Genomic DNA, 13487 nt, shown 5'->3' with positions numbered 1-13487 from the left:
CCAGCCGATCACGCCGGCGCGCGGGATGATGTCGTCGTCGTTCGCCGCGCTCATGTCCGCAGCACCTTGTTCTCGCGCAGGATATCCAGCAGGGGCAGCAAAGGCAGGCCGAGGATGGTGAAAAAGTCGCCGCGGATATGGCTGAACAGCTGCACGCCAAGACCTTCCAGCTGATAGGCGCCGACCGAATGCAGCACCGCTTCGCCGGCCTGGGCGAGATACGCATCAAGGAAATCGTCGCTGAAATCGCGCATGGTGAGCCGCGCGGTATCAACCTGTCGCCAGATCACGCTGCCGCCACGGGCCAGCACCACGGCCGAGACCAGTTCATGCGTCCTGCCGCGCAATGAACGCAGATGGTCGCGTGCCGCGGCCATGCTGTCCGGCTTGTCATACCAGCGTCCCTCGCAGACCAGCATCTGGTCGGCGCCGATGATGAAATCGCTGCCCGCGCGGGGCGACACGCGCTGCACCTTCAGTTCGGCCAGGGCCGTGGCCGCGTCGGAGGCGGTCGCCTGTTCCGCCTGCAAGGCCAGCTTGATTTCGCTTTCGTCGATACGGGCCGGCTGCACGGAAAATTCAAGGCCGGCCGCGCGCAGCATGGCCGCCCGCGACGGGCTGGCGGAGGCAAGGATCAGGGTCACGCGCGCGGACCCCTTTCGGGTTCATCCAAGTCGAGGTCCTGCTGCTTGCGTTGTTCCTCGCGCCGGGCATGCAGGTTGAGGATCGCGGCGGCGGTTTCCTCGATGGAGCGGCGGGTGACGTCGATCATCGGCCAGTTATGCTTGGCGCAGAGCTTGCGCGCAATATTGAGCTCCTCGCGCACGCGGTCGTCATCGACATAATCGGTATGGGTCGATTCATTCATCGAGATCAGGCGATTGCGCCGGATCGAGACCAGGCGGTCGGGTGAGGTGGTCAGTCCGACGATCAGCGGCTGGCGCGCGGTTTCCAGTTCGGGCGGGATGGTCAGTCCGGGCACGATGGGCACGTTGGCGGTCTTGTAGCCACGATTGGCCAGATAGATCGAGGTCGGCGTCTTGGAGGTGCGCGACACGCCGACCAGCACGATATCGGCCTTGTCGATATCGATGGTGAGTTGGCCATCGTCATGGGCGATGGTGAAATGCATCGCATCGATGCGGTGGAAATATTCGGCATCCAGCTCATGCTGGCGGCCGGGCAGGTTCTGCGATTTTTCGCCCAGGTATTTGCCGAAGGCCAGAATCACCGGATCGAGCACCGGCACGATGGGCAGCTTGGCCTTGGCGCAGCCTTTCACCAGGATCTCGCGCAGTTGCGGATCGACGATGGTAAACAGCACCAGCCCGCCCATGGCGGCGATCGCCTCAACCACGCGTTCCATCTGCAGCGGCTTCCGCACCAGGGCCCAGGTATGGGTTTCCACCTCTTCCTGGGATTTCTGGAACTGCACCAGGGCTGCCTTGGCCACCGATTTCAGCGTTTCGCCGGTGGCGTCGGAGACCAGGTGAATATGCGGCCGCATGGATTTCGGCATCGGCTGTGAGGCGCCTTTCCGGCAGTGGAAAACGGGGAAAAAGGGGATAAGCCCGGGTTTTTCCCCAACCCGGTCATTTTCATGCCCGCAAGCCGGTTTTCATGCAACCAGCCTGTCACCGGCGGATCGTTTTTTGTCTGCCCCTGTGCAAAACGTGGAAAAACCGCCCAGGCCACAGGGATGACCAGCCATCCCCGTTATCCCCATCATTCCTGTGGCTGATTCATGGCAGTTGTACGACGAGTCGGGCCGGATTATCCCCGCTCCAGCGTTTTTTTCCGCTGCCCGGGATGAATCGGGACAGAGTCCGGGAGGAGTGGCGGAGAACCAGTTATCCCCGACTCACACCGCACAACAAACCACTACATCCCTTTTATTTTTAAATAAAATAGAAGAGGAATAAGGGATGACCCGTCTCCCCCCCGCCCAGGCTGAACAGCCAACCAAACCGTTATTGCGCACCCTTGCCGGCCTGCCCTGTGAACGGCCGCCGATGTGGCTGATGCGCCAGGCCGGCCGCTACCTGCCGGAATACCGGGCCACCCGGGCCCAGGCCGGCAGTTTCCTCGAGCTGTGCTACAATCCCGCGCTGGCGGCGGACGTGACGCTGCAGCCGATCCGCCGCTTCGGCTTCGATGCGGCGATCCTGTTCGCCGATATCCTGCTGGTGCCACAGGCGCTGGGCCAGGGTCTGGCCTTCAAGGAAAACGAGGGGCCGGTGCTGGATGCGATCCGCACCGCCGGCGAGTTGGCCCGGCTGAATCCGAAGGGCATCCACAGGCAGCTGGAGCCGGTCTACGAGGCCGTCAGCCGGATCAAGGGGGAGCTCCCCCCCAACTGTGCCCTGATCGGCTTTGCCGGGGCGCCCTGGACGGTTGCGACCTATATGCTGGAGGGTCGGGGCTCGAGCGACCATGCTGCGGCCAAGACCTGGGCTTTTGGCAATCCGCAGGGGCTGGATGCCCTAATGAATATCCTGGTCGAGGCGACCAGCGATTACCTCGACCGCCAGATCGGAGCCGGCGCCGAAGTGGTGCAGCTGTTCGATACCTGGGCCGGCGTGCTGCCGGAAGCCGAATTCCGCCGTTATTGCATCGAACCGGTGCGACGGATCATTGCCGCGCTGAAGCAGAAACATCCGAATGTGCCGGTGATCGCTTTCCCGCGAGGCGCCGGCGCGCAGTACGAGGGTTATGCCGCGGCCACCGGCGCCGACGCGCTGGGGCTGGACTACACCGTGCCGCTGGGCTGGGCGCGTGACCATCTGTGGTCGAAGACGCCGGTGCAGGGCAATCTCGATCCGCGCCTGCTGGTGGTGGGTGGTCCGGCGATGGCGGAAGCCGTGCAGCGCCTGTTGCGCAGCTTTCCCGGCCGCAATCATATCTTCAACCTTGGCCATGGCATCGTGCCGGAAACCCCGGTGCGCCACGTGGAAGACTTGGTGCGTCTGGTGAAGGGTACCGAGACGGCGGTGTAAGGACTACATCCGCGCCAGATCCTCGATGGCGGCGGCCACCATGCCGGTACCGGCGGCTATCATCAGCACATCGGCCGCCACCCGTACATAACGATAACCGGCTGGCGGTGGCGTGAGACGGATCATCAGGTCGGGCGGCAGGTCGTAAAAGATCACGTCACGGGGCAGCGGACGGCCCAAAGCCCATTTTTTCGCCTGGCCCGGTGGCAGGCAGCCATTGTGTTTTCTGGCCAGCCCCGGCGGGCAATGGCCACGGGCTGCCAGGCCACCGAAATAGTCATGCATGATCCCGCGGTCATGGTCGTTGAAGGAAAAATTGATCGTGATATCGCCGCCGCCATGCGGGCCGCCGTTTCCAGGCGCCTGCTGCGGACCGGCGCCACGGCCCTTGTTCGGATGGCCCTTGTTGGGATGGCCGCCCGGCGGATCGGCAAAAGCGGGCTGGCCTGGCGTCACGCTGGCCAGGGCAACTGCGATGCCAAGGCCCAGTAGAACCAGACGGGGGGCAACAAGACGGGAATGGTGGCGGGACATGGATTCCTCCGGCTCGACTCTGCTGGCAGGCAAGTCTGCCGCTTTTGAATCCTGAGCCGGATTGCGGCGCTTTTGTGTCGGAATTTTCGCCGTATTCTGTTCTTTTTCTCAAGCCCTGCGGCGTTTTGGGCTGTTGCTGTGGCGTTGTTTCAGTCTAAATCCTTACCAATCATGCCCCAGAAAACCGCCATCATCCTGTTCAATCTCGGTGGGCCGGACAGCCAGTCGGCCGTCGAGCCCTTCCTGTTCAACCTGTTCAACGATCCGGCCATCATCCGGCTGCCCAACCCGTTTCGCTGGCTGCTGGCGAAACTGATCTCGTCGCGCCGCGCGCCAAAGGCGGCGGAGATCTATGCCCAGATGGGCGGCCGTTCGCCGATCCTGCCGGAAACGCAGGCGCAGGCCGCGGCATTGAAGACGGCATTGGGCAGCGATGATTACGCTGTGTTCATCGCTATGCGCTACTGGCATCCCTTTGCCAGCGATGCGGCGAAAGCGGCGAAGGAGTGGGGCGCGGAACGCGTGATTTTGCTGCCGCTCTATCCGCAATTCTCCACCACCACCACCGGCTCGTCGCTGAAGGACTGGCAGGATGCGGCGGAACAGGCGGGCCTCAACGTGCCGACGGCGGCAATCGGCTGTTATCCTGACGAACCCGGTTTTGTCGCGGCGCAGACGATGCTGCTGCAGGCGGCCCTGCTGCGGGCCGAGGACATGGGCAAACCGCGGATCCTGTTTTCCGCCCATGGCCTGCCGAAAAAGGTGGTGAATGACGGCGATCCCTATCAGATGCAGGTCGAGAAAACCGTCGCGGCGATCCAGCGCCGGCTGCAGCGCCCTGATCTGGAAACGCAGATCTGCTACCAGAGCCGCGTCGGCCCGCTGGAATGGATCGGACCGGCCACCGACGCCGAGATTGAGCGCGCCGCAAAAGCCGGTCGCGCCGTTGTCGTCGTGCCGGTCGCCTTCGTTTCGGAGCATTCCGAAACCCTGGTGGAACTCGATATCGAATATGCCGAACTGGCCCGGCATAACGGCGCCGCCGGCTATGTGCGGGTTTCCACCGTGGGCGTGCAGCCGGACTTCATCGCCGGCCTGGCGCGTCTGGTGCGTGGTGCCGTTGCCCGGCAGGATGTGTTCGACGGCGCGCCGCGGTGTGGCAGCGGCGAACGCTCCTGCGGCAATGCCTGGCGGCATTGCGCTTGCAAGGGCTGATACCGCTCAGCGCCGCCAGAACGGCTTTTCCACTTCCCGCCGGATGTCGATATCGCTCAGGGCCAGATCGCGCCAGGCAAGACTTCCCATGGCAGCGAGTTGACGGCGCTCATCGGCGCGCCGGCGCCAGCAGCGCAGCAGATCGGCCAGCCGGCTGAAGATTCCGGTCGGTGCGGACCGGCGTGTTCTGGCCAGCGCGGGCAGGATTATATTGTCGCCGCAACGCATGTCAGGCCTCCGCGGGCAGGGCCCCAGAGACCATTCCGGAGGGTGCGATGATCTCCATCCGGCTGATGCGGCGGATGATGTCGGCAGGCAGCGGGATCGGCCGGCGGTCATCCGAGCCGACCGCGACATAGGTCATGCGGCCTTCGGTCAGCAAGGTTTCGCCGCGCCAGACGGAGAAGCCGACCTTCAGGCTGGTGCGGCCAAAAGCATCCACCCGCACGCCGGTCTGGATTTCCTCATCGAATCTGGCTGAATTGCGGAAGCTGGCTTCGGCATGCACGGCCACCAGATCGAGCCGCAGGGTGGTGAGTCCGTCGGGATAAGGCAGGCCGATGGCGCGCAGATATTCGTTCCAGGCATCGTCGAAAAACACGAAGTAATTCGGATTGAATACGATGCTCTGCGGGTCGACATCGGCCCAGCGCACCCGGTAGGGATGGAAAAACGCGATATCGTCTTGGCGCGGCATGATGCTTATCCTTGTATATATGCGTGACGCATGCATATATATGACTCATGCATATATCTGGCAAGCGGTTTTCACCGGTTGACGGTTTGGCGCGACCCGCCTTAAATCCGGGCAGGAAGCGGGCTGGAAAACGAGCCGGGGGAGTGTCATGGCATTGCGCGAGGATACGACGGCCAACCTGCTGGGCGCGCTTGGCGTGGCGGTGTTCGACCATATCCGCGACAGCGTCGATGCTGCTGGCGGGCATGGCGGCCAGGGCGGCGCGGCGCTTACCACCATCGGCATGCTGCCCGGCCTGTCGGTCGGCCATCTGGCCGGCGTGCTGGGCCTGACCCATCCGGGCACGGTGCGGCTGGTCGAACGCCTGGTGGCGGAGGACCTGGTGGAAAAAACCCCCTCGGCCGAGGATGGCCGCGCGCTGGCGCTGAAACTGACGCCGCTGGGCCGGCAGCGGCGGCGCGACATCCTGAGCCAGCGCAACCGCCGCCTGCAGGCGATGCTCGAAACCTTGACCGCCTCCGAGCGCCGGCAGTTTGATGGCCTGCTGCGCAGGATCCTGGGTGATCTGCCGGTGCCGACGCGGCAGCAGGCCTATCAGGTCTGTCGCTACTGCGATGCCGGCCCGTGTTTCCGCAACGATTGCCCGGTGGACGAGGCCTGCCCCGAAGCGGCCGCCGACGGGCTTGCGGCCATGACCGCCCGGCGTTAAGCAGGCGCATGCTCTACGACTGGCTGAAAGCCCTGCATGTCATATCGGTCATCGCCTGGATGGCCGGCATGCTCTATCTGCCGCGGCTTTATGTCTATCACTGCGAGGCCGCGCCGGGGTCGAAGGAATCCGAAACCTTCAAGGTGATGGAACGCCGGCTGCTGCGCGCCATCATCAATCCGGCGATGGGCGCGACCTGGATTTTCGGCGTCTCGATCGCCTGGCTGGGCCATCACTGGGACCAGCCTTGGTTCTGGGCCAAGGTGGTGCTGGTGCTGGGCATGCAGGGGGCCCATGGCGGACTGGTTCACTGGCAGCGTGATTTCGCCGCCGACCGCAACCGGCACAGCCAGCGCTTCTACCGCTTCGTTAATGAGGTGCCGACCCTGCTGATGATCGGCATCGTCATCCTGGTGATCGTCAAACCCTTCTGAAAACTTGGTTTTTTTGTCTGGCAAAAACAGATATTGCAGCGCAGGATTGTTCCTGATATGTACTTAATTTAACAGGCGATCGCGGACTTTAACGATTACCAGTCGGGTTAAGCATGGGTGCGATTTCTCACAGGCATCCTGCGGCAACTGCAGCTAAGGTGCCGCGACGTAAAGTTTTCGTGGCATTGATCACAGAGCGGGCCACAGCTTTAGCTTGTCCATACTATCTGCGCCCATTACTTCTTCGCGCATGCAAAAATTTCGGGGGTTCCCCATGTCCGTGCGTTCCTTGCGTTTCGTCGGCGCGGTTGCCGCAGCTGTTGTGTTTGGTCTTGCCACTTCCGGCTCCGTGCTGGCCCAGGGTGGCCCGCCGCCGGTGACCGTGGCCAAGCCGGTGGTCAAGCCGATTGTCGAGATGGACGAATATACCGGCCGCTTTGATGCCATCGGCGCCGTGGAAGTCCGCGCCCGGGTCAATGGCTATCTGGAGTCGGTGCATTTCCAGGACGGCGCCACGGTGAACCAGGGCGATCTGCTGTTCACCATCGACCGCCGCACCTACCAGGCTGCCTTCAACCAGGCCCAGGCGACGCTGAACACCCGGCAGACCGAATTCGATCTCGCCAAGCTGGAATACGAGCGCTACCAGCGCCTGACCCAGACCGGCGCCGCCGCCGTCGCCACGCTGGACCAGCGCCGGCAGACCTTTCTGGCCGCCCAGGCCAATATCGCCGGCGCCCGCGCTGCCGCCGACACGGCCCGGCTGAACCTGGGCTTCACTGAGATCCGCGCGCCGATCGCTGGCCGCATCTCGCGCAAGCTGGTCACCGAAGGCAACCTGGTGCGCGAGAACGAGACGCTGCTGACCACCATCGTGCAGCTCGATCCGGTGCATTTCTATTTCGACATCGACGAGCGTTCGTATCTCAGCTACCAGCGCATCGCCCGCAAGAATGGCACCAATGGCAACGGCAAGGGCCTGCCTGTGGCCGTGCAACTGAGCGACGAGAAGGATTTCACCCACAAGGGCCTGCTCGATTTCACCGACAACCGGATTGATTCCGCCACCGGCACGATGCGCCTGCGCGCGGTATTCGAGAACAAGGACCTGTTCCTGACGCCCGGCCTGTTCGGTCGCATCGCCGTGCCGGGCAGCCCGGAATACCAGGGCGTGCTGCTGCCTGACGAGGCGATCCTGACCGATCTTGACCGCCGCTATGTCTATGTCGTCGGCGCCGATGGCGGCGTGCAGCAGCGACCGGTGAAACTGGGATCGCGCACCGACAGCTACCGCATCATCCGCGAGGGCCTGAAGGGCGACGAGACGGTTGTCATCAACGGCCTGCAGCGCGTGCGCATGGGTGGCGGCAAGGTGACGCCGCAGCCGGTGACCCTGCCGCCGGTCTGGCAGGGCCTGATGGCGCTGCCGCAGCCGGGCGCCCAGGCCCAAACCGGCGCGCCGAAGTAACCCCGTTCTGTTTACGCCCGCGAGGCAGCCATGAAATTCGGACATTTCTTCGTCGACCGGCCGATCTTTGCCGCCGTCATGTCGATCGTGACGGTGATTATCGGCGCGATCGCCTATACCCAGCTGCCGATCAGCGAATACCCGGAAATCGCCCCGCCGCAGATCAACGTCACTGCCAGCTATCCCGGCGCCGATGCCGAAACAGTGGCGCGCACGGTGGCCACCCCGATCGAGCAGGAGATCAACGGCATCGAGAACATGCTGTACATGTCGTCCTATTCGACGGCGGCCGGCGTGATGCAGCTCACCGTCACCTTCCGCTCCGGCACCAACCTGGACGATGCCCAGGTGCAGGTGCAGAACCGCGTCTCGATCGCCGAGCCGCGGCTGCCCGAGGAAGTGCGCCGTCAGGGCATCACCACGCGCAAGCAGGCCGGCGACTTCCTCATGGTCGTGCACCTGCTGTCGCCCGACAAACGCTATGACGAGCTGTACATCGCCAATTACATGAACCTGCGCATCCGCGAGCAGCTGCTGCGGCTGGATGGCGTGGGCAACGTGACCGTGTTCGGCGGCAGCGAATACGCCATCCGCATCTGGCTCGATCCGAACCGGTTGTCTGCCTATGGTCTCTCGGGCGCCGATGTGGTGGCCGCGCTGCAGGCGCAGAACGTGCAGGTTTCCGGCGGCGCGCTGGGCCAGCAGCCGGCGCCCGACAGCAACCCCCTGCAGGTGATGGTGACAACGCAGGGCCGCTTCGATGACGTGCGGCAGTTCCGCAACGTGATCGTCAAGACCGGCACCGATGGCCGCATCGTGCAGCTGGAAGATGTCGCCCGCGTCGAGATGGGTGGCAAGGATTACACCAGTCGCAGCTACCTGGATGGCCAGACCGCCGTCGCCATGGGCGTGTTCCAGCGCCCGGGCACCAACGCGCTCGCGACCTCGGAAGAGGTGATCGCGAAGATGGAGGCGCTGAAGAAGGATTTCCCGCCCGGCCTGGAATACACCATCATCTACAACCCGACCGAATTCGTCGGCCAGTCGGTGGACGAGGTCTACAAAACCCTGATCGAGGCGATCATCCTGGTCGCCCTGGTGGTGCTGATCTTCCTGCAGAACTGGCGCGCCGCGCTGATCCCGATCCTCGCCATCCCGGTTTCGCTGATCGGCACCTTCGCCGTGATGGCGGCCTTCGGCTTCACGCTGAACGTGCTCAGCCTGTTCGGCCTGGTGCTGGCCATCGGCATCGTGGTCGACGACGCCATCGTGGTGGTGGAGAATATCGAGCGCAACATCGCCCTGGGCATGAGCCCGCGCGATGCCGCCCATGAAACCATGGACGAGGTGGGCACGGCCGTGATCGCCATTGCCGTGGTGCTGTCGGCGGTGTTCATCCCCACCGCCTTCATCCCCGGCATCTCGGGCCAGTTCTACAAGCAGTTCGCGCTCACCATCGCGGCGGCCACCATCATCTCGGCCTTCAATTCGCTCACCCTGTCGCCGGCTCTGGGCGCCATTTTGCTGCGCCGGCATGAGAAGGGCGAGCATCACAGCCCGGCTTTCGCGCCTTTGCGCTGGCTGCAGGCTGCCGGCGATAAATTCAATGCCGGCTTCGACCGCATGGGCGGCGCCTATGGCCGCTCGGTCGGCCGCATCGTGCGGCGCCGCGTGGTGATGCTGGGCGTCTACGGCCTGCTGGTCGCCGCCACCGGCTTCATGTTCTACAAGGTGCCGCAGGGTTTCATCCCGCCGCTGGATCGCGGCTATGCCATCGTCGTCATCCAGCTGCCCGACGGCGCGTCGCTCAGCCGTACCGACGAGGTGACGCAGAAGGCAACCAAGCTGATCGAGAGCACGCCGGGCGTGGCCCATATCGTGGCGATCCCCGGTTTCAACGGCGCCACCTTCACCAACTCCAACAACGCCTCCGTGATGTTCACGCCGTTTACGCCATTCGAGGAGCGGCTGGCCCAGGGCCTGACCTCGGATGCCATCGTCGGCCAGATGATCGGCCGGCTGCAGGCGATCGAGGAAGCCTTTGTCATCGCCATCCCGCCGCCGGCGGTGCCCGGCATCGGTTCGGGCGGCGGCTTCAAGATGCAGCTGCAGAACCGCAGCGGCGACGATGTGCGTCCGCTGCTGGCCGCCGCCTACCAGATGATGGGCCGCGCCATGCAGACGCCCGGCGTCACCAGCGTGTTCACCACCTTCTCGGCCTCGTCGCCGCAGGTCTTTCTCGAGATCGATCGCGTGAAGGCGCAGATGCTGAACGTGCCGCTGGGCAACGTGTTCGAGACCCTGCAGGTCAATCTCGGCTCGGCCTATGTGAACGACTTCAACGCCTTTGGCCGCGTCTTCCAGGTGCGTGCCCAGGCCGATGCCGGCTTCCGCCTGAACAAGGAGGATATCCAGCGCCTGAAGGTGCGCTCGGCCAGCGGCGACCTGGTGCCGCTGGGCACGCTGGTGTCGCTGCGCGAGACGGCGGGCCCGGACCTGGTCCAGCGCTATAACATGTATGTCTCGGTGCCGCTGCAGGGCAACACCGCGCCGGGCTTCTCCACCGGCCAGTCCCTGACCGCGATGGAGCAGCTGGCCGGCCAGGTTCTGCAGCCGGGCCAGGGTTTTGAGTGGACGGAAATCGCCCTGCAGGAGCGCCTGACCGGCAACACGGCGATCTTCGTCTTCGTGCTGGCCATCGTGTTCGTCTTCCTGGCGCTGGCGGCGCAGTATGAAAGCTGGGTGCTGCCGCTGGCGATCATGCTGATCGTGCCGATGAGCATGCTGTTCGCCCTGTTCGGCGTCTGGGTCGCGGGCATCGACAACAATGTGCTGGTGCAGATCGGCCTGGTGGTGCTGATCGGCCTGGCGGCGAAGAACGCGATCCTGATCGTGGAATTCGCCCGTCAGATCGAGCATGAGGGCAAGAGCGCGGTGGATGCCGTGATCGAGGCCTGTCGCCTGCGCCTGCGGCCGATCCTGATGACGGCGTTTGCCTTCATCCTCGGCGTGCTGCCGCTGGTGGTCTCCAGCGGCGCCGGCGCCGAGATGCGGCGTTCGCTGGGCACGGCGGTGTTCTCCGGCATGATAGGTGTCACGCTGGTCGGCCTGTTCCTCACCCCGGTCTTCTACGTGGTGCTGCGCGCCATCGTGCGGCGCCGCGCCGCGCCGGTGGTTACGCCACCGGCCGAGCCGCAGACCGGCGAGTGACCAACCGAAAGACCGATGAAAGACCGCGGGCCCGGAGTTATCCGGGCCCGTTTGCTTTTGCGGGACGGCTCAGCCGCGCAGCGAGCCGGGATCGAGGGTGAAGAGTTCCTGCGGCGCCTCGACGCCGCGCAGGGCATAGCGGCCGAGTGACACGGCTTCCTCGCGCAGGCCGCCGGCCGCCGAACGGAAAGCCGCCGAGAGGATGGCGGGCTGGTCGACCGAGCGCGCCATGCCGGAAATGCGCGACAACTCGTTCACCGCCGGACCGACCACGGTGAAATCCAGCCGGTCCTCGCCGCCGAAATTGCCATACAGCACCTCGCCGACATGCAGGGCCACCGACATGTCGGTGACCGGCAGGCCGGCATTGGCGCGGCGGTTGCGCACTGCGCGCAGGTCTTTTGTGCAGGCCTTCAGCGCGTTCAACGCGGCGCGGCAGGCATTTTCCAGGTTTCCCCCGTCGGAATCCTCCTCGGCGCGGAAGATGGCCAGCACGCCATCGCCCATGAATTTCAGCACTTCGCCGTCATGCGCCTGCACGGCGGCCACGGCGGCGCCGGCATAGTCGTTGAGCAGCGGCATGATCAGCTCGGGCGTGACGGTATCGACCAGGCGGGTGAAGCCGCGCAGGTCGCTGTACCACAAGGCGGCCGAGATGCGTTCCGCCTCGCCGCGGCCGATGGTGCCCGACAGCACGCGCCGCGCCGCGTTGCGACCGAGATAGGTTTCCGCCAGCGTATCGGCGATGCGGCGCACGCTGGCCGAGCGGATGGCGGCGGCGGCAAACGGGATCAGCGCCCTCAGCGTCTCGATCTGCTTGTCGGTATAGCCTTCGGCATGATCGGTGCTCCAGGACGCATAGATCGAATCAAGCTGGCCGATCACCGCGCGTTCGCCGAACCGCGTCATGGTGACGAGATAATCGGTGAAGCCCTCGGATGCCAGATCGGCGACGATGGGAAACGGATAGCTGCCGTTATGGCCCACCATGCGGAAGCGCAGCTCGGCCTCGCCGCTCTGCTCCAGGTGATAAAACGGGCTTTCCTGCCATTTGCGCTGGCCTTCGACGGTGATCGAGCGGCCGAATTCATGCAGCACGGTTTCCGGCTGGTCGCGATGCCAGGCGAAGATGCGGCCGGCCAGCACCGGATGCAGCGTGTCGGCGCCGAGCAGGGCGCGGGTGACCGGGATGCCGGCACGGTTCAGGCCGGTGCAGAAACTGTCCAGCATCTCGCCTTCGCTGGCGCCTTCCAGCGAGGCATCGGCGATGCGGCGGGCGATCTGGGCAAAAACCTGGGGATCCATGGCCGCAGCATATACCGCCGCAAGATGAAAAAGGCGACGGGATCAAAGACTTTTTTGCCGGCGGGTGCGCAGGTATCCCACTGGAAACAGGGTATCGTCTGCGCCCGGATCAGGCGGACGGAGCGTACCAGCGCACCCAGCGGCCATGGTAATCGGCCACGGCAAGTTGATGCGTGTCGCCGCCGGGCCACAGCGTGAGCGCCAGTTCGCCGCCGTCCTTCGCCGCGCCGCTTTCAAACCGCAGCCAGGCCAGCGGCGCATCCGGCGTGGCGGCCTCGCCGGCAGCCCGCATCAGCCCGGTGATGCGCTGCTGTTCGGTGGGATCGATATATTGCCAGACGATGGAATGGCAGAGCACAAAAACGCCGCCCGGCTGCCGCCTTTGCAGCGCCTGCGCCACGAAATCGCCGGCCGCGCTGCGGGTGACGCGAATGCCGGAACGGGCGGCGAAATCCAGGGCGCGCCGCACGCGGTCCAGCCGCTCGGGCTGGTCGGCCCAGATATAGGACAGCAGGCGCTGGCGGTCCTCGGGATTGTCCGGATCGATCGGCGCCAGATCGCAGGCGGCGCTGTGCCGCACCAGCGGCGCGCCATCCGGCGGGCGCGGTCCGCTCCAATCCGCGCGCAATGCCAGCGGTGCCTGTGCCGCCTCGCCCCAATGCCAGTCGCCGAAATCGTAGGCGTAGCGAAACCACGACTGGTTCAGCCCTGCGCTGGCGCCGATCTCGCAGATATCCAGCGGCAGCGGGCCGAATTGCCGTGTGATCTGCAGGAAACCGCCGAGCAGGATGGCGGAACGCTGCGGGTCGTTGGTCTGGGGCGCGCTTTGCAGGTAGCGCGCCAGCAAGTCCGCATGGCGCCGCAGGGCGGCATCCAGCGTCTCGGCATCCATCTTTCGCGCCGCATAGCATGCGGCCAG

The 13487-nt window shown here is 64.8% G+C and carries 13 protein-coding genes; 6 read left to right on the top strand and 7 right to left on the bottom strand.

Annotated features, from left to right (window positions below):
* Positions 1 to 50 precede the first annotated feature (50 nt).
* Together Q1J79_RS14205 and Q1J79_RS14200 are read right to left on the bottom strand one after the other, a co-directional pair.
* Entirely contained in the window at positions 51 to 644 is a 594-nt protein-coding gene (locus Q1J79_RS14205; protein ID WP_300301534.1) for a Maf family protein, read from the bottom strand.
* Complete coding sequence (locus Q1J79_RS14200; RefSeq protein WP_300301532.1) at positions 641 to 1519, bottom strand: pyruvate, water dikinase regulatory protein; 879 nt, start codon at positions 1517 to 1519, stop codon at positions 641 to 643. The genes Q1J79_RS14205 and Q1J79_RS14200 overlap by 4 nt, the downstream gene beginning before the upstream one ends.
* A 406-nt stretch (positions 1520 to 1925) precedes the next feature.
* Between Q1J79_RS14200 and hemE the strand changes: the two genes are divergently transcribed.
* Positions 1926 to 2996, top strand: coding sequence for a uroporphyrinogen decarboxylase (gene hemE, locus Q1J79_RS14195; RefSeq protein ID WP_300301530.1), 1071 nt, complete (start codon positions 1926 to 1928; stop codon positions 2994 to 2996).
* Between the two features lie 3 nt (positions 2997 to 2999).
* Here hemE and Q1J79_RS14190 read toward each other — a convergent pair whose 3' ends face one another.
* Entirely contained in the window at positions 3000 to 3530 is a 531-nt protein-coding gene (locus Q1J79_RS14190) for an RcnB family protein (protein ID WP_300301528.1), read from the bottom strand.
* Between the two features lie 171 nt (positions 3531 to 3701).
* On the opposite strand from Q1J79_RS14190, the gene hemH reads away from it, so the two are divergent.
* Entirely contained in the window at positions 3702 to 4745 is a 1044-nt protein-coding gene (hemH, locus tag Q1J79_RS14185; protein ID WP_300301526.1) for a ferrochelatase, read from the top strand.
* Between the two features lie 6 nt (positions 4746 to 4751).
* On the opposite strand, the gene Q1J79_RS14180 is transcribed toward hemH, so the two are convergent.
* Positions 4752 to 4973 (bottom strand): hypothetical protein, encoded by a 222-nt coding sequence (locus tag Q1J79_RS14180; RefSeq protein ID WP_300301524.1) that lies wholly within the window; start codon positions 4971 to 4973, stop codon positions 4752 to 4754.
* A 1-nt stretch (position 4974) separates the two neighbouring features.
* The gene (locus Q1J79_RS14175) at positions 4975 to 5442 is read right to left on the bottom strand and encodes a thioesterase family protein (protein ID WP_300301522.1); all 468 of its coding nucleotides are present in this window, start codon (positions 5440 to 5442) and stop codon (positions 4975 to 4977) included.
* A gap of 148 nt (positions 5443 to 5590) precedes the next feature.
* Between Q1J79_RS14175 and Q1J79_RS14170 the strand changes: the two genes are divergently transcribed.
* From Q1J79_RS14170 to Q1J79_RS14155, 4 genes are all read left to right on the top strand, one after another.
* Positions 5591 to 6151, top strand: coding sequence for a MarR family transcriptional regulator (locus Q1J79_RS14170; RefSeq protein WP_300301520.1), 561 nt, complete (start codon positions 5591 to 5593; stop codon positions 6149 to 6151).
* Between the two features lie 8 nt (positions 6152 to 6159).
* A complete protein-coding gene (gene hemJ / locus Q1J79_RS14165; protein WP_300301518.1) occupies positions 6160 to 6585 on the top strand; it encodes a protoporphyrinogen oxidase HemJ in 426 nt (141 codons plus the stop codon).
* Positions 6586 to 6859: 274 nt separating this feature from the next.
* A complete protein-coding gene (locus tag Q1J79_RS14160) occupies positions 6860 to 8053 on the top strand; it encodes an efflux RND transporter periplasmic adaptor subunit (RefSeq protein WP_300301516.1) in 1194 nt (397 codons plus the stop codon).
* Positions 8054 to 8083: 30 nt separating this feature from the next.
* Positions 8084 to 11263 (top strand): efflux RND transporter permease subunit, encoded by a 3180-nt coding sequence (locus Q1J79_RS14155; RefSeq protein ID WP_300301514.1) that lies wholly within the window; start codon positions 8084 to 8086, stop codon positions 11261 to 11263.
* A 69-nt stretch (positions 11264 to 11332) separates the two neighbouring features.
* On the opposite strand, the gene Q1J79_RS14150 is transcribed toward Q1J79_RS14155, so the two are convergent.
* Together Q1J79_RS14150 and Q1J79_RS14145 are read right to left on the bottom strand one after the other, a co-directional pair.
* Positions 11333 to 12568, bottom strand: coding sequence for an adenylate/guanylate cyclase domain-containing protein (locus Q1J79_RS14150; protein ID WP_300301511.1), 1236 nt, complete (start codon positions 12566 to 12568; stop codon positions 11333 to 11335).
* Between the two features lie 109 nt (positions 12569 to 12677).
* A partial coding sequence (locus Q1J79_RS14145; RefSeq protein ID WP_300301509.1) for a DUF2332 family protein occupies positions 12678 to 13487 on the bottom strand: 810 nt, incomplete at its 5' end.

It is taken from the genome of Ferrovibrio sp. (assembly GCF_029255545.1).
GTDB lineage: Bacteria > Pseudomonadota > Alphaproteobacteria > Ferrovibrionales > Ferrovibrionaceae > Ferrovibrio.
Note: the sequence above shows the minus strand (reverse complement) of the source record. Positions and strands in the feature narration are given on the sequence as shown.

What these genes read in the sequence shown, in the direction of transcription:
- Q1J79_RS14160 (WP_300301516.1), top strand. Translation starts at nt 6,860, where the DNA reads ATGTCCGTGCGTTCCTTGCGTTTCGTCGGCGCGGTTGCCGCAGCTGTT.
- Q1J79_RS14200 (WP_300301532.1), bottom strand. Translation starts at nt 1,519, where the DNA reads ATGCCGAAATCCATGCGGCCGCATATTCACCTGGTCTCCGACGCCACC.
- Q1J79_RS14190 (WP_300301528.1), bottom strand. Translation starts at nt 3,530, where the DNA reads ATGTCCCGCCACCATTCCCGTCTTGTTGCCCCCCGTCTGGTTCTACTG.
- Q1J79_RS14155 (WP_300301514.1), top strand. Translation starts at nt 8,084, where the DNA reads ATGAAATTCGGACATTTCTTCGTCGACCGGCCGATCTTTGCCGCCGTC.
- Q1J79_RS14175 (WP_300301522.1), bottom strand. Translation starts at nt 5,442, where the DNA reads ATGCCGCGCCAAGACGATATCGCGTTTTTCCATCCCTACCGGGTGCGC.
- Q1J79_RS14150 (WP_300301511.1), bottom strand. Translation starts at nt 12,568, where the DNA reads ATGGATCCCCAGGTTTTTGCCCAGATCGCCCGCCGCATCGCCGATGCC.
- hemH (WP_300301526.1), top strand. Translation starts at nt 3,702, where the DNA reads ATGCCCCAGAAAACCGCCATCATCCTGTTCAATCTCGGTGGGCCGGAC.
- hemJ (WP_300301518.1), top strand. Translation starts at nt 6,160, where the DNA reads ATGCTCTACGACTGGCTGAAAGCCCTGCATGTCATATCGGTCATCGCC.
- Q1J79_RS14180 (WP_300301524.1), bottom strand. Translation starts at nt 4,973, where the DNA reads ATGCGTTGCGGCGACAATATAATCCTGCCCGCGCTGGCCAGAACACGC.
- hemE (WP_300301530.1), top strand. Translation starts at nt 1,926, where the DNA reads ATGACCCGTCTCCCCCCCGCCCAGGCTGAACAGCCAACCAAACCGTTA.
- Q1J79_RS14170 (WP_300301520.1), top strand. Translation starts at nt 5,591, where the DNA reads ATGGCATTGCGCGAGGATACGACGGCCAACCTGCTGGGCGCGCTTGGC.